A 22,645-nucleotide genomic window follows, 5' to 3' on the forward strand; every position below is an offset into this window, starting at 1 on the left:
TGCCGCCTCTTTGTCACAGTTATCTTTTTAGGAGCCCCAAATGGGGCTCCTTATTCAATGGCAATTAATATGTTCTGAATATTGATCTTATTGGAATAATGTGTGCGTCTATAAATGCTCGTGGGTTTTCCTTTATTGTCGAATGTATAAGAATAAGTAGTATATTCATTATTGTTGTTTTCAGGAGTAGAGCGGGCTACCAGATGTTGCGTCGGCTTGCCTAAGATTCCGGCAAATAGGGCGCATTGGTGGAATGAAAGCGGATAAGTTTCTAATAAATCCAAACAGGGCAGACGATAATAATTGATTGTTTCTCCGGCTTCATACATTATTTTATTTTCTCCGTAATCAGTGAAAGATTCATTTGTCAGTGACGGGGAAGTAACACTGATCAGCTCTCCGTATTGATAAACGAGCGACAGGGTATGGGAAGCGTTTTCGGGCTGTAGTGTACCATTTATGGATGTAATATTTTCATGCAGTTGAGTTAAGTATCCGTCCGTGTATGTAAAGTTATATTGGCGTACTTGGGAAATGGTCGTGTATGTACATTGAGTTGCATAACCTTGTTCATTCAATGTATATATCCATTTGTTATCTTCACTGTCTATCACGGTGACAAGGTTGTTCTCATATTGTAAAGTTACCTGATGAAAAAGTTTCTGTACAATTTCATCACCAATGCTGACTGACTGTGTATTGGTATAGGATGTGAGCTTATTATCCGTATATGCATACTCATTCTTTATAGTGTTGATAGCAGTGGAAGAGGTGGTCATATATGTCTCTTCAACTTCGGTCATTACCATTTTAGACATTGTCGGAACAGGTATATTAATCTCATTCCACGTCTTCTCTTTCTCATCATCGTCGGAACAACTGAGAAGTAGAATAGTGGTGATAAATAGTAGAACTACTTTTTTCATTTTGAATGTTATTAAAGCCTTAGTCCTTTACTGCTAAAACGTCGGCTGGCTGGACTGCTTACACTCTTTTCAACCTTGAAGCGAGTCTGTGTTGTACTTTCTTCTGGAGTTTCGTCATCTTTAGGCGGATATGTACCGTCCAATACTCCTATGGCGATCTTCAGCAATCTTTCACTTTTACCATCCTTGTCGAATGTACCGAATGGTAGGAATTCACTGTAATTTGTACTCCCATCTATTGTGGTTTCACTGACTTTTAAATCGGTAGCTGGAGAAATGGTACCATAAGTATCGTGTTGGGAATTGTAAACTGTACATACTACCGGGTTGACCGACCATAGAAATTCTTCATTAATAAACTGTTCTGTTGCTACATTTTGTCCTTTTGTCGAACTGCCTACAGTAGCAATAGGATATGTATCCTCTAAAAAAAGACTTCTAATGAGCATTTCCGGTGCTCCCATTGTCGTTCCGCTGGTAATGGCGATTAAACTGTGTAAGTCTAAATTAATCTCTCTATCTGTACCGAACAGAATAGTGGCGTCTTTATCCGTATTTTTATCATTATATTCAAGATAAGCCATTGGCTCTCCTAAACGCTCGGCTGAGGTCAGAATAGTACCTAACAACTGAACACAATCCATTGAACCTCCCTCATTGTAACGAAGGTCAAGAATAACAGCTTGTACGCCTGCTTCCTTGAACTTTTGCGAGACACTGCGTAATTCATTGTTGTATTTTTCCGGCTCGGCTTTTGTACCGGCTGTGAAGCTATTGTACATGAGATAGCCTACCTTTATATTTTTGACCGGTGACTCAATAATCTCATATTTATGTACGGGATTGTCTTCTACTATCCGTGCTGCAGGCATTTCAACGGGTTCATCTATTGGAACAACTCTATATTCCATCGTCGGTCCTTCATCTTCTCCGTCACCTCCCTCATTTCCATCTTCTTCATCTTCTATTTCCACCTCTTTCCACTCGCCCAAAGTCAGTTCTACCGCTTTGGTTCCTTGCAATAAATATGTCTCATATTTCTTACTAATGTAGGAAGTGTCTACTTTCATGATCCAATCACCGCGTTCTAAACCCGCCTGTGCGGCAGGGGAACCTGGAATAACGTAAGTAATCAATGCGTTGTAGGCAGTGTCAATATCCGGATTTCTAACTAATGAATAATCAAATCCATATGTGGGCAATGGAGTTGCCATAACAGAATCTACAAACGAATAACTATCCTGCTTCGATTTCACTTTAGATAGGAAAGAGGCAGGTTCTACAAATAAGTTTACATCATCATAGGAAGGTAGCTCCTGATACCACAGATAGTTCTGTTGCATGATGTCTAATATCCATGTATCCAATGCTGTTTGGTGGGCATACTCCGGCCAGCGGTCAACACCACAGGAGAAGAAGCCACTGAGAGATACGATGGTCAGGGCGGGTATAAGGATTATCTTTCTTAATTTCGTCATCATAAAAAGCTTTTCACGTTGCAAATGTAGGAAATACTTTGCTTATCTACCACATTTATGGTATAAAAATGCCTTTAATGTGTGATTGGCTGTTAGAGAATCCTGCGTTATCTTTGTGCTTCCAAAATGATCAATAGGCATTAGTAAAATAGAATAAGTGATTAATAAACGGTAATTTCATGAATATAGCTGCATTGTTATCGGGAGGTGTTGATAGTTCGGTGGTTGTTCACTTGCTTTGTGAGCAGGGGTACAAACCGACTCTTTTTTATATAAAGATCGGTATGGAAGGAGCGGAGTATATGGATTGTTCGGCAGAGGAGGATATTGAATTATCGGCTGCTACTGCCCGAAAGTACGGTTTATCTCTCGAAATAGTTGATTTGCATAAAGAATACTGGGAAAATGTAGCGACTTACGCCATTGGTAAGATCCGGCAGGGATTGACACCGAATCCGGATGTGATGTGCAATAAACTAATAAAGTTTGGTTGCTTTGAACAACGCATCGGGAAAGAGTTTGATTTTACGGCTACCGGTCATTATGCTACTACGATACAGCGTGATGGAAAAGTGTGGCTGGGTACGGCAAAAGATCCCGTAAAAGACCAGACGGATTTTCTTGCACAGATTGATTATCTGCAAATTTCCAAACTAATGTTTCCCATTGGAGGATTGACGAAACATGAGGTGCGTGAAATTGCAGACGCGGCTGGATTACCCAGTGCCAAAAGAAAAGACAGTCAGGGCATTTGCTTTTTGGGAAAGATAAACTATAATGATTTTGTCCGTCGTTTTCTTGGCGAGTGGGAAGGAGCGATTGTAGAATTGGAAACCGGAAAGAAACTAGGTACACATCATGGTTATTGGTTTCATACTATCGGGCAGCGGAAGGGGCTTGGTTTGAGTGGAGGTCCTTGGTTTGTTGTTAAAAAGGATATTCAGGAAAATATCATTTATGTATCTCGCGGCTACGGTGTAGAGACCCAATATGGGAATGAATTCCAAATGCGTGATTTTCATTTTATAACAGATAATATTTGGAAGGGTCAGGGTAAGGAAGTGGATATAACCTTTAAAATTCGTCATACTCCTGAATTTACTAAAGGGAAGCTCATTATGAAGGGAGATAATCAGTTTCATATCCTATCTTCTGAAAAGTTACAGGGCATTGCTCCGGGACAGTTTGGAGTGATTTATGATAAAGAAGCGCGGATTTGTGTGGGAAGTGGAGAGATTATCTGTTAAATAGTTCTTTTTGAGTGGCGAAGATTGAATAAACAAGATTATTTTCATTACTTTTGTTTCGTAGAATTATAAATAAAGGAGGTTTGATTATGACAACGATGGAATTGAAAAGCCTGAAAATGGACTTGGTAGAGGAACTCCTGAGTTTGAATGACAAAGAGATGCTCAATCGGGTAAAAACCTATTTGAAACGACTTAAGAAGATGGAAGCTGAAAAAGAAGAGGACGAAATCAGTAAGGAAGAGATTCTTGCAGGGATTAATGCCGGGCTGAAAGATGTAAAAGCCGGGAGAACAAGATCTGCTTATGAACTCATTAATGAACTATAGTATAGAAAGTTCTGCCTCATTTGATAAAGAGGCAAAACGTTTAGGGAAGCGTTACGTTTCATTTAAAGAAGATTATCTGAAACTTCTTGATGAATTATCTCGGAATCCTCAACTTGGAACAGATTTGGGACATGGTTTGCGTAAGGTACGTATGAAAATTACTGCAAAAGGAAAAGGTAAAAGTGGAGGTGCAAGAGTTATAACCTTTACTGTGGTGATTTCCCAACAAGATGCGGTGTTAAACCTTCTTTATATCTATGATGAGGCGGATAAGGCTTCTATATCAGAGAAAGAGATTGAACAACTTCTGAAACAGAATGGTTTGAAACCACATCAGATATAGTATTCCGCTAAATCAACAATTCCCGCCCGCATGGCATATTTGGTGGCTTCATGCACATTATTTACGCCTAACTTGCGGAAGATATTTTTACGGTGGCTGTTAATCGTATGAAAACTAAGTTTTTTCTCTGCTGCAATCTCTTTTGTCGTTTTGCCCAGTGCGATTTCTTTTAGAATATTCTTTTCTGTTTGCGTTAGCAAATGATTGTCTGTGGATGAGGTAACAGACGGAGAGCCAGTTCCCGAAAGCAATAGGTTGCTGACATGATTGCAGATATATCTCTGTTTGCGGATAGCGCATTGAATCGCAGTGATAATTTCTTCTTTGGAATTATCTTTCATTACTACTCCAAAAGCCATGCTGCTAAATAATATTTGTCGAAGGAAGTTGAGACTTAGCTCATCGGAGAATAGGATCCAATCGGCCTTTTTAAACCTTTCCTGTAGAACGATCAGTTCATCTGCCCCGGCAAAATTGAATAGTGTGTAATCAAGAATAACCACTGCTTGCGGGTACAATCGCAGCAACTGAATCAGCTCTGCTTTATTATCAGCTTCTAAAAGCGCGGATACATCTTTTTGCTTGGTCAGTAGGAACATCATTCCCGCTTTGCTGATATCTTGATTGTCTGCAATGATAAATTCTCTCATAATAGGAATAGCTAAATAAAAACTCCGCTACAAATGTACATATTTTGTGCGATTTGTAGCGGAGTTTTAATTAGATTCTTGAATTCCGATTACCAGGAACGTCCTTTGAAGATGTTGGATTGGTCAAGCGGAACGATATTTCCGTTCAATGTCAGATTGTTGTTATTGAAGTTCGGGCTGATTGTAACCGAAGCTGTATTATTTCCACTGCTCATGTTGATGAAGACCTGAGCGGAAATACCAATACCTTGAACGCTGAATGAACAGTTCACATTTCCTTTCTTGTCAATGTTCATTTTCATATCAGAAGAATTCCCATCTACAGTGACACCACCGATCCCGTTAGGACCTGGATAAGCTGTATTGAAAGCAGTCTGCACAGTGGCTCTGTTGCCATTCATCAAAACGAAGTTGGTGTTTGAAGTCACGAAAGCACTCATTCCATTACGGAAGATTACTTGATTGGCTTCCAGTACAAATTGCTTGTTCTTTAAAGCCTGTACAGCTTGTTGATAGGCTGCCATGTCCTGTACTTGTTCTTCGGCACGGAGTTTTGCTCTTTCTGCGTCTCTTTGAGCTTTTCGTTCTGCGCGGCGGGCTGCTGCGTTACTTTCCTGTGCATACATCATCGTGCTTGCACTCACTAATACTAATGCTAATAATGCAATAAACTTTTTCATAACTTTTTTTTGTTTAGGTTTAATACGTTGTCCGTTTATTGCAAAAACAAAGAGTATGCCAGATTGTTCACGAACGTCGTGCAATTTTGTATCCGATAGCTGCGGCGGCAATACTCATTAAAGGGCTGATAATGTTGAAAAAGCAATAGGGAAGATATACAAGTGTGGGTACACTTAAAATGGTGGCCTGAGTCATCCCGCAACTGTTCCATGGGATCAGTACGGATGTAACGGTTACTGCATCTTCCGTCGTGCGGCTTAGTAAGCAACTTTCATATCCTTTCTTGGCATATATGTCACGAAACATATTTCCCGTCAGAATGATACTGATATATTGGTCGGCTGTTGCCAGATTAAGAAACAAGCCTGAGCAAACCGTACCTCCTACCACACTGACCGTCTTTTTCATAAATCGAACAAAGATTGAAGTGATACTACCCAACATACCGCTGGCCGTCATTGCTCCACCAAAACACATGGCACACAGAATGAGCCAAATCGTATTCAGCATTCCGGACATGCCGCGTGTGGCAATCAAATCTGCCAGAACGGCATTGTCTGTGTGCAGACTTGTGCTTCCATATATCGTTATCATTAATCCTTTGAACAATGAATCGAAGCCGGAAGTTGCCATTCCGGAAACCTCCTGTAATAACTCCGGCTGGAAAATCAAAGCGAAGACTCCTGCCAGCAGTGTCGATAAAAACAGGGTAATGATGGAAGGAATCTTACGGGCGATTAATATGCCTGTTACAATAGGTACGATCAAGAGCCAGGGAGTAATGTGGAACTTTTCATTCAAGGCTGCTGCCACTTCGGTGATATGTTGTGTATTGCTGGCATCGTGTGAGAATCCTGCCACAGTAAAAATAATCAAAGTGATTATGAGGGAAGGAACTGTCGTTATCATCATGTATCGGATATGCCGGAATAGTGGAGTATCAGTTACGGAAGCTGCCAATATGGTTGTTTCCGATAGAGGCGAGACCTTATCTCCAAAATAAGCTCCGGAAATAATGGCTCCTGCAATCCATCCCTCTTCAAATCCTTGTGCCCTGCCGATACCCATCAGTGCGATTCCAATGGTAGCGATGGTGGTCCACGAACTACCGGTCATAACGGAAATAAGTACACAAATGATACAGGTGGATGCTAAGAAGAAACTGGGATGTATGATTTGCATTCCATAATAAATCAAAGTAGGTACTACTCCGCTGATCATCCACATTCCACTTAATGCACCGATAATCAATAGGATGATAATAGCCGTTGCCACTCCGGCCACATTGTTTGTGATGGCAATCTCATAATCTTTCCAAGGGATTTTGTAGAATGCCATACCGATAAGAATACAAATAGCGGTAGTGGTGAGTAATGATACTTGACTTCCTCCACTTAAAGCATCACTACCGAAAGTATGGATAGTACCGAATAATAATAGTATAAGTACGATAATTGGTATCAGGGATACAAAAGGGGAGGGGGCTTTTTTCATATTAAGTTCTTTAATGCTCTAAATTATTTTGGTTTGCAAAGATACAACAAAATGATCGAAATTTTTAGCGTTATGGAACGGAGCAATAAAAATTAGTATAAGTTTATATATTCTTGGTACATAGAATCAGCCCCAGTTTACCTTACGTTTTAGCCACCAATATCGTATAAAAAGTATTCCGGTCAGAATCAGAGCGATAGATAGTCCGGTGTAGAAAACGGAAATAAAACTGTCGGGTAATAGATGGAAGCTCCGGATGGTAATGCCTAGAGAGATCATGAATATCATGATGATCCAACTCTTTACATCAAAAAAAGAAAAAGGGCAGTTACGGGTCTTCTTTTTCTCTTCAATTCGTCGGGTGTGTTTATAATAAAGTCTTTTAAAGATGAGTACGAAGAATAACAAGAAAACTACAGTTGCTTCTCCAATTTTGAACATCCAGTCTTGGGAGTTGTTTAACCAGGTAATGATTCCTATTCGTAATATATTGATGCCGGCTGTAATCCATACTGCGCCGGCTGTAATGAGTAAGATTTGTTTGTTAACTCCGTATTTCATTCGCTTTATTTTTTGCTATAAACGGTTTTACTGCTTATTTTGTTGAGTCATTTCTTATGATTTATAGTTCATTCTATGAAAAAAGTGGTGGAAACCGTATTTCCTTCCCCATCAACGGCTGTCAGAGAGTGTTTTCCCGGTTCAGGTTGCAAGGATATTTTATGAAAATCCTGTGTTTGCATCAGATATATATCATCGAGATGCCAGAAAACGATTGCTTCGGGATTGTTGTGAGCCAGTTCGACAGTGATGAATCCTTTGTTGCCATCCAATTGTTTCGGTAGCTTGATTCGTGCATTCATCGGAGGATAAATGAATTGCATGGGTTGGAAACTATCTTCTCCGCAACCTGATTTGAACGGAGGAAGAGGCTTGTATTCCGGATGATGCTGTTTATAATACCATTCCCATACAGGAGGCAGTGCGAACCATGACCTTTGGAAAGTAGGCTCCGTATTGGCACAATTCTCATAAATACGATATTTCTCGTCGGCAGATAAAGTAATGAAGTGATGATATGGGCAAGATTCCGTTCGTAGTCCGGAGGGAAGTATAAGCACTGTGTCCGTTTCCTCGCAGAAGCGTCCTTTCAAATGACCGGATTGACGGCATACTTCCGCATCAATAAAAACACCGGTCGGACGTTCAAACCACGATGAAGAGGGAAGATAGTTGAATACATCGAATAATACGGGACCTGCCGTTTGTGCGCCCACTAATCCCGGTTTTCCTTCACCGGTTGCGTTTCCTACCCATACGCCGACTGCGTAACGAGGAGTGACGCCTACCGCCCAAGCATCCCGGAATCCATAACTCGTTCCTGTTTTCCAGGCGATGGTCTGCATGGAAGGGATGGACTTCCAATCGATCTCTTCGGGGCGGTTGACTTCTTTTAGCGCGTCGAAAGTTTGCCACACTGCACCCTTGTCCCAAGTGAATTTTTGTTGTATCGCTTCGTTTTTACTCTCTTCTCCCATTAAGATGTCGGCTTCTTTTTGAGGGACTGCATCACTATGCTGATTCGGAATCAGACTTCGTCCCATTTGTGCGTACGCATTTGTTACATCCCATAAAGTGGCTTCTGCTCCTCCCAGAATCAGGGATAAACCGTAGTGGGACGATGGACGGGTGATTGTTTTGAATCCTGTCTGTTGCAGGAAATTATGAAATTTGGGAACGCCATATTTTTGTAACATTGTCACGGCTGGAATATTCAGTGAACGGGCAAGTGCTTCCGAAGCGGGCACAGCCCCCTCATACTGCCTGCTGAAATTCTGCGGACTGAATCCGTTTATGTTAATGGGGATGTCAGGAAGTAGCGTATGTGGCAATAATGCCCCCTCCTGCAACATCGCATAATATAAAAAAGGTTTCAAAATACTTCCTGTGCTTCTGGGAGCTTGAATTACATCCACCTGATTACCTCCTTGCCGATGGTCGAAATGTACATTCCCGCAATAGGCTATCACTTGATTGGTAGGGAGGTCGATTACTAAAATGGCCAGATTGCGGATATCGCTTCGGTTAAATTCATTGCTCCAACGTTCAGCGATGTCTTCTATATGCATTTGAATTCCCCGGTCAATGGTGGAATGTGAGTACTGTCCATTTCTTTCTTTGTAGAAACGGCTGACTAAGTGGGGAGCTGTTTGCGGAAGAAGATGTGGCTCTTCGGGAAGAGGTTCGCTGACAGCCAGCTCATAAGTAGACGAATCTATGATTCCTTTCTCATGGAGCAGTTTAAGGACCCGGTTACGTTTGGCAAGTAATGTCTCCCGTCCTTTGGATAGATGAATCATGGCTGGAGCATTGGGTAATACGGCGAGCATGGCCGATTCCGCCCATGACAACTCTTCGGCTGAATGACCGAAATAACGCCAGGCGGCCGCATCCAGTCCTACCACATTTCCTCCGAAAGGGGCATGAGATATATACATGGATAGGATTTCTTCTTTAGAAGCCCTGAATTCCAAACGTGTAGCCCAGATCATTTCGATTATTTTCTCTCCGAAAGTTCTGGGTTTGTTTCGTGCAAGCCGGATAGTTTGCATGGTCAGCGTGCTTCCTCCGCTTACAATACGTTTGTTCTTGATGTTTTGATAAACGGCTCTTCCGATGGCAAGCGGATTAACACCCCAATGATGATAGAAATGTTTGTCCTCAAAAGTGATAAGGCAGTGTTTTATTTTCTCCGGTGTCGTATTCCTCGGAGGGAAACGCCACTGCCCGTCGGAAGCGATACGTGCTCCCAACAGTTCTTCGTTCCTATCAGTGACGACAGTCGAGTAGGGGACATGAAAGAGTTGTTGGGGAAGACAAAACATATATCCCATCACCAAGAGAGCAATACTGCCAAGTATTACTTTCCGGGTGACGGATAGATTTCTGAATACCTCCGATATCTTAACTTTCATGAACTGCGTTTGTTCTTACTAACAGAATTCGTATTAGCGACTCACCGTTGTTCTTCCTGCTTTGCTTCGTGCCTGCACGGTTGTATCATACATGGCTTCGCACTGAACAGCCGGAAGAATGAAGTTACCGGCGTATGCCGCTTGCAATCTGATAGTGAAAACCTTTGTCTCACCACGGTGCAAATTGAAATAGGTCAATACACGATCGTCGCGGATATCCTGATAGGAGTAATTGATAGCTGTATCGGCAGTCGCCATTCGTTCATTATATATTTCCCACCCGGATGGTATAATATGTGTCAATGCCAGATTGGTATAATCCGATGTTTCGCTAATATTGGATATGGAAACGACAGCGGTAAAGTCAGTTCCTTGTTTAATTTCTTCTGCGGATATGGGCGTGCCGTTCAGAGTTGCATATCTTATATCCATCCGAAGATTGTCTGAGATGGCGGGCAGCGTATCGTTCAGCAATTGTGTGCGCGTGATAATATCTACTCCCAATGCTCCCTTGCCTTGATTCTTTACAGAGACTGTTCCGGATTTCGATGAAGTAGGAATCTCTTTGGCAAATACCGCTTTGGCAGATTTCACGGCAGGTTGTTGCTTGCCGTTCCATGTCCATGTGAAATCAAGTGTACCTGATAGCTTTTCTGCCAAGCGTCCCATTGCCATGAGGGCAAATGCGGTAGACTGAGTACTGAAATACTCCTCTTGTGACAGATTCTGCGAGACTTTCTTTGCTTGTTGAAGTGCATCCCGTTCCCGGTTCATCAGGATTAATGTTTCCAGAATCATCGCTTCATCCCGGTCGGACGAACCGTAAATAAAGTTCATTGAAGAATAGGGAGTGACACTGGTTTCTGTCTTATATACCAATTCCTCGGCTGGTTTCATTTTTCCTGTCAATGCGTAGGCGGCTGCCAATCTCCATTTGGCTTGAATGGATAATCCTTGCTGTTCCTTCATTCTGTTCATAGCTCCGTATTCCGGCACACCGGCCAATGCCAGCGTGTATAGACGGAAGGCTTGCATCAGCTCCGACTGCCATAGTTGCCAGCTGTTTGCATCCTGTGGCATACGCCAGTTCTGGGCTGCTGCACGTTGGAAGTGTTTCCACTTATTCAATACGTTTGAATGGACGGCATATCCCTTTTCTTGTGCCAATGTCAGGAACATTCCGGTATATGAACTGATCCATTCGTCTGCGACGGCATTCCCCGGCCAATAGACAAAACCGCCATTGGGAAGTTGCCGGGCATAAATCTGACGGATAGCCTCCTGTACATTTGTTTTTATTTTCTCTGCTTCCTGTTCGTTTACCGTTTTAAATTGAGAGATAAACAGAAGCGGCAATGCTTTGGAAGTCAACTGCTCCGTACACTGATGTTGGTAATCGTATAAGAAGTCGAATCGACGTGTGATATCTACGGATGGGATACGGGATACTTCCAACTGAATATGATTGTTGTCGGAAAAACCGCTTAGGCTATACGATACCTCTCCACTTTGTCCGGCTTCCACCCATTGGCTGTTGCGCAATGTCACGACCGGATTCGGATTGCGCACGTCTATTTCGATGGTTTCTTTAGTTTGCTGCCCACCCCCGTTTGCCGTCAGATGGATAGTTGCTTTACCTGTTTTGTTTCCGGTCTTCAATGTAAAGAATGTAAGCTGGTCGCCCGGTTGATTGAAGGTTAGCGACTGTTGCGAAGGCCCGGCAATTTGTACTCCTCCACCGGAAACTTGAATAGATACGGTGACATTCTTTACCTGATTTTCCATTGCAAAGATATTTACCGGAACAGTGATTTCCTCTTGAATACTAAGTACGCGCGGCAAGGTGGAAAGCAGCATTAACGGTGTCCGTACATAGGCCGTCTTTTCTGCATTTCCATAAGCACCGTCCTGTCCTGCCACTACCATAGCGCGTACGGAACCTACATACATCGGAAGTTTCAATGTATGTGTCTGATGTTTGCCTTTTCCCAGATAGAAAGGACCTATGAATTTAACGACCGGTTTGAACCGGTTTGCTTTTGCATCTGCCGGTTTCAAAGCTGCGTCCCCACCTGTACTGAAAAGAGAACCGTAACTTCCGGCGGAAGCTCCCAATACATTGTCGTACATATCCCATGTCCGGATACCGAGCGCTTCTCGTGAATAGAAGTCATTCCAAGGATCGGGTGTCTTGAAGTTCGTAAGGTCCAGCAGACCGTCGTCTACGATAGCCAATGTGTAAGTCATCGGCTTCCCGCTCTTTTCGCTGACGGTCACATTGAAGTTCGTTTCCGGTCGTAGCACTTCCGGCATTTGTATTTGCGGTCTTAATATCGTTTGACTGTTGGTTACGAATACCGGGACAACACCATACATACGGATAGGCAAGTCATTCACTGTCTGCGCATGAGGCTGCAACAAGCTGATGTGCAGATATACATTCGGAGCCATTTCTTCTGTGATCTTGAACGTATATTTTGTGTCTCCTTTGCTGGAAACTTCGATCCATTCCTGTTTGAGTACTGTCGATCCGTTCTCGATGGATACCAATGCACGTCCGTTGGCTGCTGCGGGGATAATAGCCATAGCTGTTTCTCCTATCTCATAGGAATCTTTGTTCAATGAGAAAGCAAGCATTTTAATACCACTGGGGTCCGATTTACTTGAACGTCCCCTCCATTCGGGCCAGTCTACGTAGATAGTACCTCCGGTGGCATGTCCGCTTTCTTTGTCTTTCACATAGACCAGATAACGTCCCCAATTGGGATAATCGACGCGGAATTTGAAAGAAGCCTTTCCATTGTTGGTTTGCAGACTCCCACTGGCTACCGGAGTGATGGAAGTCCCGTTTATATAGGAACTGAAAGATTCTTCATTGTTTTCCCACCACCAGCTCCAACTGATACGGTAGATCTTATATTCCAGATTTGAACGGCTCACCGCCTGTCCTTCCGGATTCACCGTAACAATGTCAAATACATGATCTTTGTCCGTTTCTATGTATTTGCCTTTCGGCTGATTCAAGTTAATGCCCACATACGATGTGAACGGAGAGAAAGGAACGCTTTGGGTATAGATACTGGCATCTCCTCCCGGTTCGAATACACGGGTGGTGAAAGATGCGTTTAGCATACCCGGCGCATTGGTTGCTGCAGGGAGTTTTAAAGTGACTCCCGCTCTTCCTTCTGCGCTGAGCATTCCGTCAAACACATTTGTCTTGATGGTAGTGAAATCTGTAGCCGGATTATTGAAAATATACTGTCCGTAGTTTTTAAATTGTGTATTTACTTTAGACAGAGACATCTCTACTTTGGTTTTCAGATGTGAAGCCGTAGCCCCTGTCAGCCAGGCAGAAGTGAGTGGAGCATAGACTTCTTTGTCTGTTGCTTGAAGAATTCTAGGCAATGCCAACGTTATTTTAAGTCGGTTGGGTTTTATTGTTTCGATGCGTATCCCTTTATGGAAAGTCGAACCGCCTACTTTTACGTATGCGTTCCACAGACCGGTAGGAGCATCTGCCTGAGTAGGGACAGTAAATGTGTAAAAGCCATTCATCCCTTGTGTTGAGATCATTTTGGTATAGAATTGGCCTTTCGGATTGTAGATTTCCAGTGCTACCGGATGTTTGTCCGGTATTCTTTTTTCCCGGTCTTCCAGAATGAAAGATATATGTAAGGTGTCTCCCGGTCTCCATACTCCTCTTTCACCATATATAAATCCTTTTAAGCCTTTTTGAATATCCTTTCCACCCACATCGAAGCGGCTGACCGATTGCTCTTCACCGTCTGCAACACGTACGTAGGCTTTTTGTCCGTCTGCCTCTGCTACGATAATGAAGGGAACTCCTTTCGGAGCGATTTCCGCCAAGCCTTCTCCGTTTGTTTCTCCCTTACCGATGGTTTGTAACTGGAAATTGTAAACAGTAACTTGCGCCTTTCCGACAGGTTTTGTGTCCAAAATGTTGTTTACTGCAATCCACAGATTGTTCAAGGAGTTCTTCTTTACGATCATTCCCAGATTAGAGGCAAAGACATTGCAGGTAGCTGTCCGGTCTGCTCCCATATAGTAGGACGGGTGGCACGGATTATCCTGTTCTTTCCACCGATACAAACTCCAGTCCATAGTGTCGCCGTTGTAATAATAATAAGCCTCAGGAGTGTCCCATACAGCTTCGTCTGCCTCTGACAAAATACTACCGCTAACTTTTGTCAGGCCGTCGGAAGTCGTGTCGGAAAACTTCATTTCTTTGTTTTCTTCACTTCCACCGCAAGGATAAGCGGAATATTCTTGGCGGAAAGACAGGATAACCCGATAGATGGCACCCGGTTCTTGATGAATCAGTCCGGCAAGGTCGATAGAGTAATCTTCCCATTGATGAATATCTTTTGATGAATCCTTGCTTAGCCACAATGTTTTCTTATAAACCAGGCGTCCCGAACGGCGCAACTCATTGGCGGAGGCCAGAGAGTTGTTTTGCATGAACATCAAGATATTATTCTCAAAGATGCGGATAACCTTTAAATCTACTGCATACAGATTGACAGCGCGGAATGGAATAATCAGGCTTTTCGAATCGGGAAGAATGGCGGCTGAGGTAGCCATCTCTACTTGCGGTTTCAGATTCAATTCGCTGAATGAGATAGAGTGGGAAGTCCCCAGACTACGGTCTTGACTGCTTTTTATTCCTTCATGGATATTCAAAGTCAGTTTATTTATTTTGTTGGTTTCAAAATAGATAAGAACCTGGTTATCCTTAATTTGGGTGATGTAAGAAGATACTTCCGGTATCTCGATCAGTCCTTTCAGATCTTGCGTATTGGATACGGGAGCAGAGAATACGACTTCGATCCCGTTTTCCGGTTGGTCGATGCGTTTGGCGGTCAGAAAGCAGAAACTGTCTTTTGCCGGAATCATGATTTCTTCGATTTGCGTATGGTCAATTCCTGCGGGATTTCCGTTTGCTGTCAGTTGGATTTGGTAATCTTCCGCTTCCCGCAAGATCCGGTTAATACTGAATTCATAACGAGTCGGATTGTTGGTGGAGGTAATATCGACCGGATAATTTTTACTTTTACCATTGCCGGCTATCAGCATTTTCTCAACTTCTTCTTTCTTCACAACGTCACTAAAGCGTATTTCTCCTTTTATGTTCACTTCGTCGGGTTGAGTAGCTGTAATCGTTATAGGTTCTGCATGAATTGTGAAGTTACGTTCCTGCACCCGGAATGAGAAGTTAAATTCCTTTAGTTTTTTATCTACCTCGATAAAATCTCCAAGCTGGAAAGTTCCTTCGTAGAATGCTCCCGGTTTTAAAGTACCTTCTTCCGGAACAAATTCGATGGTGTTATTGCTAATCCAATATGCTTTTCCTTTCAAAGACGGTGAAAAGCTGAACGGATTATCTTTTAACTCATTATTTACGTCAACCATAGGTTGATCGTGTGTCAGCTCGATGCGTATAGTCGAACTTTGGGAGATGACTCCTCCTGTGTAGGCATTTACATAGGGGGCATATTCTGCAGAGGGGATGATGTCTTTCGGACTGTGCGTACATGCGGAAAAGGTCACAATCCACATTATGAAAAAGAATAGTTTGGTAGCGAGGCTGCTACGTCCAGTTTTTATTTGTCCCATAGCAAAGAGTTTTTATTGGTTCAGTGGACAAATATACTGTTTTTATAATAGATTTTTTTATAGACAGGGGTATTTTTCCTTCAACTTTTTCATGAAGGACTTGCTTACTTGTAGGAGCTCGGCGTCATTAAAAGGGGGGAGTAATACACAATTATTGTCTTCAATTGATGCCAGATAGCTGATATTAATAATGTAGGATTGACTGATCTGAAGCAAATAAGGGTGTAAACTCAATATCTTTTGCGAATTCGTGTTTCTTTTTAATATCAGAGTATGTTTGTTGGATAGCATGACTTCCCACAATTTGCTTTTTGAGTTATAGCGAAAATAACCGATTTCTTCCAAGTGAATCAGTTGCAAACTTCCGGTAATAGTGGTATATAAGAATATGCTTTCTTGATTTTGCGTAATTTGTGTCTGGTCGCAATGCTCAATGTTTATGTTTTGATTATTCATAATATTAATTTATTAATTTCCCATGTCGTAGTTTTTATTTTCTGTCAAAAGTAGCAGATTACTCTTAATTACAAAAATGAAAAGTGTCTCATTTCTACAATGAGACACTTTTATTATTAAGATTTGTACGTTACAAAATAGAATAATTCTATTTACTTTGTTGATATTCAATGAACTTACTGGGAGAAATACCATATCTTTCAGAAAAGTTCCGGTAGAAGGTTGCCCGTGAGTTGAATCCGCATGCAAACATCAACTCTTTCACATTTTTTTCCGGATTTTGGGCGATTAGTTGTTTGAAATGCTCTAGTCGGATATAATTAATATATTCACGGAAACCTGTAAATCCCTGACTTTTGATTGCATCCGAAATATTGCGTTCTTTGTCATTTAAGGCTTCTGCCAAATCTTTTATACTGTATTTCTGATCTGTGTAAGGATGTTCTTTCTTTAAATAACTCTCGATTGTGGTGAAGAGTGTGAGTGGCTGAAATGAGTTTCTCATTTCTTCAGGATTTTCTTCTTCTGTATCATACACCATACTGATATGGTCTGAAAACGGATTCTCATATCGTAAATATAGCATTGAGAATAAAACGGTAAAAACGATTGCTGTAATACCGAATAAATTGAAGATAAACTCATTAATGCTTAATGTGAATAGGATGTATATACCAAGAAATAGGAATAAGAATCCCATGAATAGATACATGTTTCTATTCATCTTACGATGTGTCTTAACACGGCTGGTGACATAAACGAGAATAAAGAGAGGAGTGATGACAGAAAGCAGAAATATGCTGATTCTGAGTTTGACATCCATATTACTGATATTGGGCATTATCTCATTTAGTGAATGGATAGCCGTTATGTTGCCATTGAAGCACAGATAGCAGATTCCTACCGTTATGGTAATGATAGGAGGCAATAAGAAGGTGAATATTCTGAAATGGTTGAAATATCCCGGAGATAAGGATGCGATAGGAAATAGTGCTACGATATTGGCCAAAGCGTACCATTTAAGCATTTTATCAATATTGAGCAATTCTGTGAAGTCATATTCCGGAGTGTCCGTGACAATCGTCAGCCACCCGATGTTTTCCCATGAAAACATGAACCCTATACCGACTGCTATGATTCCCCAATATAATTGAGGATAATTGTCTTTGGCACGAATGATAAGAATAATCCCCGATATCAGGGCTATCAAATCAAGTGCTAGTTCAATTGATAAATGTAGTATTCCCATGTTTATGACGCATTTCTTATATATTTAGTCGAAAAGTAGCGAAGCAAAGATAAGTAATTTAGCCATATCAGACAACAGAAAAAAGCATAGAGTTCTTGTGAAGTTATACCTTGATATATTATAATTTCTTTAGAGGAGTCGTTTTCTGCCAATTCTTTAATCTGATGATAAATATACTAATAATCAGTACTCAATGCGTAAAAATACTCATCGGATTGTTATATCTGTCTATAGAATGATTATATTTGTAGAACTAAATATTGATAACTATGCCTGAAAAAGAAATGAACTCATATCGTCTGACTAGTATGGAAGAGCCTACTGATCAGATGCTTGCAACTTTAATGAAGGAAGTAGTGGAAGAAGCAAAAAAGAAGTTGGTTTACTTCTTGGAGTAATGGTACTTCATGGAGAGTATATCAACCTCTACCCTGTCATCGTTTACAGAGTAAACGAGACGATGTTCTGAGGTGATTCTCCTTGACCATTTACCAGTCAATTCATATTTTAGCGGTTCTGGCTTCCCAATCCCAGTATAAGGATGCTCTGCAATATCGTTCAGTAAAACTGTAATCTTATTCAGAATAATCTTATTGCCACTCTGTGAGAAGTATAGATATTCCTTCCGTGCTTGGTCAGATAATATTATTCTGTACATGATGCTCGCTTTAAGAAGTCTTCTATGCTCTCTCCATCTTTCTGTGCTATATAATTGCCGTTTTTTATATCTTCCTCACCTTGACGTATGGCTTCCATCGTTTCAGGTGACGACATTATATATTCCGTTTCCTTTAATGAGTTGTATTCATCAAGGGAAATCATCACTACTCCTTTACCATTACCACGATTAACAATTACAGTATCATAGTCATCAATCACTGAATCAATGTAACCTTTAAGGTTCGCTCTCAAATCTGTATAGTTAGCTGTTCTCATATATCCTCCTTCTATTTAATGCAAATATATGTACTTATATGCGTACTTGCAAATTTAATTAGTTAATTATTAGATATAAAGAAAGGACACCAACTTAATGATGCCCTTTCCTCTCTCAATCAACAATCCACTTAGCCCAAGAACCAAGCGTATTCACTATCTCCCAATTTGGCACGTTGTATGCCTCGTACAAACTCTCTTGATAATGTATGTATCAGGACCTAACCTGTTACGTTCAGCGTCTTCCTGTTCTCTTTCGTCTTTTTCAACAGGTTCACTGTTATATCTTAGGACTCTCTTATGTGCAGTAGCTAATTCTTTCTCCAATTCTTGTTTCTTGATTTCTAACGGGATATAGTAACTAACCTTCTTAGGGTTAAATATATGGATTATCTTATTCCTAAATGGACTAGACTTCGTTCTTATGCGTCCTGCAATCTGGGTTCAGTATGAAAATCCACATCTTCAAATGCTTTACAGGTTACAAATGTAAAGCGTTTGGGCTTAGATGCGGAGTTAGAGATTTCAAAGCCTTCTAATTTGTAATGGTTCTGCTCACCATCAGCACGGATTATTTTACAATCATCATTCGTTAGATTAGTCTTATCCAGAATCTTCTTAATCTCCCTTACGCTATTAACAAAGAAGTAAGCCTCTTCACTCTTCATTCCATCTAAGATAAAGTAACCTATATCTTGATATTGCTTGATAATCTTAGCTGCTGTTTCATAAGTCTTCCCACTTTTATATGGATATATAGTAATCTTGTCAACAGTCTTCCAGTTCGCTACAGCTCTATTTTAAGGATGATCAGCCACGCCTAACCTTAGAGATTCAAACTCTATTTAAGCTATAATTTACTCCAATTCCATCACCTAATTGCAATTAATTATAAGAAGAATAGCAAGAAGAAATGAGTATTGGATAGGGGATAAGTATTGCAGTATAATTAAAATAAAAATCCCCATAACCATTACAGTTACAGGGATTTATATATTAGCGATGTATTATATTACTTGCTCAAAGCAGTAGCTACGTCAACCGCACAAGCTACTGTACAACCTACCATCGGGTTGTTACCAATTCCCAGGAATCCCATCATTTCTACGTGAGCAGGAACTGATGAAGAACCAGCGAATTGAGCGTCACTGTGCATACGACCCATCGTGTCAGTCATGCCGTATGAAGCTGGCCCGGCAGCCATGTTATCCGGGTGAAGAGTACGACCTGTACCACCACCGGAAGCTACTGAGAAATAAGGTTTGCCTGCAAGAACACGTTCTTTCTTGTAAGTACCAGCAACCGGGTGTTGGAAGCGAGTCGGGTTAGTAGAGTTACCTGTGATAGATACGTCTACACCTTCTTTCCACATGATAGCTACACCTTCGCGAACGTCGTCAGCACCATAGCATTTTACTTTTGCACGAGGACCGTCAGAGTAAGCGATTTCGCGAACAACTTTCAGTTCACCTGTAAAGTAATCGAATTGAGTCTGAACATAAGTAAAGCCATTGATACGAGAGATGATCTGAGCAGCGTCTTTTCCAAGACCGTTCAGGATGCAACGCAACGGTTCTTTACGTACTTTGTCTGCTTTTGCAGCGATTTTGATAGCACCTTCAGCAGCAGCGAAAGATTCGTGACCTGCCAGGAAAGCGAAACATTTAGTTTCTTCGCGCAGCAACATAGCAGCCAGGTTACCATGACCGATACCAACCTTACGGTCGTCAGCTACAGAACCCGGAATACAGAATGCTTGCAGACCGATACCGATAGCTTCAGCAGCTTCAGCAGCATTTGTGCAGTTCTTCTTTAGAGCGATAGCAGTACCTACTACATAAGCCCATTTTGCGTTTTCAAAACAGATAGGCTGAGTTTCTTCACACGTTTTATAAGGATCAAGTCCGGCAGCTTCGCAGATTGCGTTAGCTTCTTCGATATCTTTGATGCCGTTAGCGTTCAAGGCTTCGATAATGCCTTTCATACGACGGTCTTGGCTTTCGAATTTTACTTCTCTAATCATAGTTTCTTTCCTCCTTATATTATTCGTGACGTGGATCAATAGATTTAACTGCTCCCTGTTCTGCTGTTACGCGTCCATAAGTACCTGTAACTTTTTTCAAAGCTTCGTTTGCATCGGTACCTTTCTTGATTTCGTCCATGAACTTACCCATGTGTACGAATTCGTATCCGCAGATTTCGTCGTTCTTGTCCAAGAAAATTTGTTTGATATAACCTTCTGCCATTTCGAGGTAACGAGGACCTTTAGCCAAAGTACCGTAAAGAGTACCTACCTGGCTACGCAGACCTTTACCCAAGTCTTCCAGACCTGCACCGATGATCAAACCACCTTCTGAGAAAGCTGATTGGGTACGTCCGTAAACGATTTGCAGGAACAGTTCGCGCATAGCAGTGTTGATAGCGTCGCAAACAAGGTCGGTGTTCAATGCTTCGAGAATTGTTTTTCCCGGAAGGATTTCAGCAGCCATAGCAGCAGAGTGAGTCATACCGGAACATCCGATAGTCTCAACCAAAGCTTCCTGGATAATACCTTCTTTAACGTTCAGTGTCAGTTTACAAGCACCTTGTTGAGGAGCGCACCAACCAATACCGTGTGTCAAACCTGAAATATCAACAATTTCTTTAGATTTTACCCATTTGCCTTCTTCGGGTATGGGAGCCGGTCCGTGATTAGGACCCTTCTTTACAACACACATGTGTTCCACTTCGTGTGAATAAGTCATAATTAGCTCTTTTTTAAGTGATATAATTAAAAATACGTAGTCACGATTCTCTAAATCGCCCACAAAGGTAGTCGATTTATTTGTTTCTGCAAACCGCCTTTTATTACTTTTTTGTGAAAAGAGATAAATCCCTTTATGTTTTTCTCAGTTTGTAAAGTCGGGATTGCATTTGCCGAAGTTTAAAGACTGACAAGTGGATTGTAAATGTGCTTACAACGTTTGAGAAACTACTGCTATTATTGGTATTGTCTATTAATGGTAAACTTGTTTTCTTCTTATCGTAAAGTTCTTTTCACCTAATCTCTAAGTTGCTTTAGACTACTGCTAAACTATAAACGAAGGCTTCGTTTTTATAAACGCAATCTTCATTTGTATAATCAAAGCCTTTGTTTTTATAAACGCAACTTTCATTTATAGTTTGTGTGCAATAGAAGTAAATTAATTATCAGTTGAAAGCAACTTTGTCTATGCTGGAGTGAGACTTATCTGGTAGTAAATAAGGGTGATGAACGTGTTGATTTTCGGAAGAGAATAGCAGGATATATTCGTTAAATGGTCTAAGTATGATCATTTATGAGTCGAAATTGAAGTTTTGGTGGAGAAAAGTGCAATTCTTAGAATAAACGGATAAAAGATGATTTTTTGCTGAATTGATTGATTTTCAATATGATAGTTTGATGTGGTGAACGTTGAAAGTGATAATATAGTTCGCTTGTCACTTTATTATCATCCTATTGTCACTGTCTATTGTCATTCTTATCTTTCTTATTATCAGTTGATTAACTCGTAAAAGTGACAAGTGACAATAAAACTGGCGTTTTAAAACCTTATGTAGATGTTAGCTTGTAATTCGTAGGGCTGCAAATTTATTTATGTGTTTCGTACTTGGATATAGGATGAAATTCGTAGCTTTGCACATCATTTATTTGGAAAGAACTATGATAGAAGTAATGGAGTCCGCTTTGCAAAAAGCTGCGGGTGAGGGAATGGATGAATTCATCCAAGTGTTTACCGATAAATATAAGGAGGTGATTGGTGGTGAACTGACTGCCGAAACTATGCCTTTGTTAACGGGGGAGCAACATTCTTTACTCGCTTATCAGATTTTTCGTGACGAGATAATGGTTGGCGGATTTTGTCAGTTGATTCAGAATGGCTATGGCGGATATATTTTTGATAATCCGTTTGCTAAGGTGATGCGTTCATGGGGAGCGGATGAATTGTCGAAATTGGTCTATAAAGCAAAAAAAATATATGATGTCAACCGGAAAGACCTGGAGAAGGAACGGACGGATGATGAATTTATGGCTATGTACGAGCAGTATGAGGCTTTTGATGAGTTGGAAGAGGCTTATTTGGAGATGGAGGAACAGGTTACGGCATTGGTCGCAAGTTATGTGGATGACCATTTAGACCTTTTTGCAAAAATAATAAAAAGATGAATGCAGTATTTTTTAAGTCTTTGCATTTAGTAAGTGTGAATCAGAATTTATATCTTTGCAA

At 41.1% G+C, this 22,645-nt stretch carries 19 protein-coding genes; 4 read left to right on the forward strand and 15 right to left on the reverse strand.

The window, feature by feature from the left end:
* Positions 1 to 50: 50 nt before the first annotated feature.
* Together GD630_RS03875 and GD630_RS03880 are read right to left on the reverse strand one after the other, a co-directional pair.
* Positions 51 to 926 carry a DUF4595 domain-containing protein gene (locus tag GD630_RS03875; RefSeq protein WP_143864762.1) on the reverse strand — a complete coding sequence of 292 codons (876 nt, stop codon included), beginning with the start codon at positions 924 to 926 and terminating at the stop codon, positions 51 to 53.
* Positions 927 to 937: 11 nt separating this feature from the next.
* Positions 938 to 2,407 (reverse strand): S41 family peptidase, encoded by a 1,470-nt coding sequence (locus GD630_RS03880; protein WP_143864761.1) that lies wholly within the window; start codon positions 2,405 to 2,407, stop codon positions 938 to 940.
* Positions 2,408 to 2,583: 176 nt separating this feature from the next.
* Here GD630_RS03880 and mnmA point away from each other — a divergent pair, with 176 nt between their 5' ends.
* The 3 genes from mnmA to GD630_RS03895 all read left to right on the forward strand — a co-directional run bounded on the left by mnmA (position 2,584) and on the right by GD630_RS03895 (position 4,323).
* Positions 2,584 to 3,651: a tRNA 2-thiouridine(34) synthase MnmA gene (gene mnmA / locus GD630_RS03885; protein ID WP_143864760.1), complete on the forward strand. Its 1,068-nt coding sequence runs from the start codon at positions 2,584 to 2,586 to the stop codon at positions 3,649 to 3,651.
* Between the two features lie 89 nt (positions 3,652 to 3,740).
* Complete coding sequence (locus tag GD630_RS03890; protein WP_143864759.1) at positions 3,741 to 3,980, forward strand: hypothetical protein; 240 nt, start codon at positions 3,741 to 3,743, stop codon at positions 3,978 to 3,980.
* The gene (locus GD630_RS03895; protein WP_143864783.1) at positions 3,970 to 4,323 is read left to right on the forward strand and encodes a type II toxin-antitoxin system RelE/ParE family toxin; all 354 of its coding nucleotides are present in this window, start codon (positions 3,970 to 3,972) and stop codon (positions 4,321 to 4,323) included. The genes GD630_RS03890 and GD630_RS03895 overlap by 11 nt, the downstream gene beginning before the upstream one ends.
* Here the strand turns inward: GD630_RS03895 and GD630_RS03900 are convergent.
* From GD630_RS03900 to GD630_RS03960, 13 genes are all read right to left on the reverse strand, one after another.
* Positions 4,314 to 4,973, reverse strand: coding sequence for a response regulator transcription factor (locus GD630_RS03900; protein ID WP_143864758.1), 660 nt, complete (start codon positions 4,971 to 4,973; stop codon positions 4,314 to 4,316). The two genes, GD630_RS03895 and GD630_RS03900, sit on opposite strands and share 10 nt — an antisense overlap.
* Positions 4,974 to 5,062: 89 nt before the next feature.
* Positions 5,063 to 5,653, reverse strand: coding sequence for a DUF4251 domain-containing protein (locus GD630_RS03905; protein WP_143864757.1), 591 nt, complete (start codon positions 5,651 to 5,653; stop codon positions 5,063 to 5,065).
* A gap of 67 nt (positions 5,654 to 5,720) precedes the next feature.
* Positions 5,721 to 7,148, reverse strand: coding sequence for a Na+/H+ antiporter NhaC family protein (locus GD630_RS03910; protein ID WP_143864756.1), 1,428 nt, complete (start codon positions 7,146 to 7,148; stop codon positions 5,721 to 5,723).
* Between the two features lie 126 nt (positions 7,149 to 7,274).
* Positions 7,275 to 7,709 (reverse strand): hypothetical protein, encoded by a 435-nt coding sequence (locus tag GD630_RS03915; protein ID WP_007759076.1) that lies wholly within the window; start codon positions 7,707 to 7,709, stop codon positions 7,275 to 7,277.
* A 68-nt stretch (positions 7,710 to 7,777) separates the two neighbouring features.
* The gene (gene pbpC / locus GD630_RS03920; protein WP_143864755.1) at positions 7,778 to 10,123 is read right to left on the reverse strand and encodes a penicillin-binding protein 1C; all 2,346 of its coding nucleotides are present in this window, start codon (positions 10,121 to 10,123) and stop codon (positions 7,778 to 7,780) included.
* Positions 10,124 to 10,156: 33 nt separating this feature from the next.
* Positions 10,157 to 15,757, reverse strand: a complete 5,601-nt coding sequence (locus GD630_RS03925) for an alpha-2-macroglobulin family protein (RefSeq protein ID WP_143864754.1) — start codon at positions 15,755 to 15,757, stop codon at positions 10,157 to 10,159.
* Positions 15,758 to 15,814: 57 nt separating this feature from the next.
* On the reverse strand, positions 15,815 to 16,213 hold the full coding sequence (locus tag GD630_RS03930; RefSeq protein WP_143864753.1) for a LytTR family DNA-binding domain-containing protein: 399 nt from the start codon (positions 16,211 to 16,213) through the stop codon (positions 15,815 to 15,817).
* Between the two features lie 148 nt (positions 16,214 to 16,361).
* The gene (locus tag GD630_RS03935; protein WP_143864752.1) at positions 16,362 to 17,462 is read right to left on the reverse strand and encodes a helix-turn-helix transcriptional regulator; all 1,101 of its coding nucleotides are present in this window, start codon (positions 17,460 to 17,462) and stop codon (positions 16,362 to 16,364) included.
* 382 nt (positions 17,463 to 17,844) lie between these two features.
* Positions 17,845 to 18,120: a Txe/YoeB family addiction module toxin gene (locus tag GD630_RS03940; RefSeq protein ID WP_143864751.1), complete on the reverse strand. Its 276-nt coding sequence runs from the start codon at positions 18,118 to 18,120 to the stop codon at positions 17,845 to 17,847.
* Positions 18,108 to 18,398 (reverse strand): type II toxin-antitoxin system Phd/YefM family antitoxin, encoded by a 291-nt coding sequence (locus tag GD630_RS03945; protein WP_007759108.1) that lies wholly within the window; start codon positions 18,396 to 18,398, stop codon positions 18,108 to 18,110. The genes GD630_RS03940 and GD630_RS03945 overlap by 13 nt, the downstream gene beginning before the upstream one ends.
* 422 nt (positions 18,399 to 18,820) lie before the next feature.
* Positions 18,821 to 19,066: a hypothetical protein gene (locus GD630_RS03950; protein ID WP_182505697.1), complete on the reverse strand. Its 246-nt coding sequence runs from the start codon at positions 19,064 to 19,066 to the stop codon at positions 18,821 to 18,823.
* A gap of 344 nt (positions 19,067 to 19,410) precedes the next feature.
* Positions 19,411 to 20,421 (reverse strand): GGGtGRT protein, encoded by a 1,011-nt coding sequence (locus GD630_RS03955; protein WP_143864750.1) that lies wholly within the window; start codon positions 20,419 to 20,421, stop codon positions 19,411 to 19,413.
* 19 nt (positions 20,422 to 20,440) lie between these two features.
* Entirely contained in the window at positions 20,441 to 21,142 is a 702-nt protein-coding gene (locus GD630_RS03960; RefSeq protein WP_007759112.1) for an iron-sulfur cluster assembly scaffold protein, read from the reverse strand.
* 938 nt (positions 21,143 to 22,080) lie between these two features.
* On the opposite strand from GD630_RS03960, the gene GD630_RS03965 reads away from it, so the two are divergent.
* Positions 22,081 to 22,584, forward strand: coding sequence for a DMP19 family protein (locus GD630_RS03965; RefSeq protein ID WP_143864749.1), 504 nt, complete (start codon positions 22,081 to 22,083; stop codon positions 22,582 to 22,584).
* Positions 22,585 to 22,645 lie beyond the last annotated feature (61 nt).

Source organism: Bacteroides zhangwenhongii, from assembly GCF_009193325.2.
In the GTDB taxonomy this organism is placed as follows: domain Bacteria; phylum Bacteroidota; class Bacteroidia; order Bacteroidales; family Bacteroidaceae; genus Bacteroides; species Bacteroides zhangwenhongii.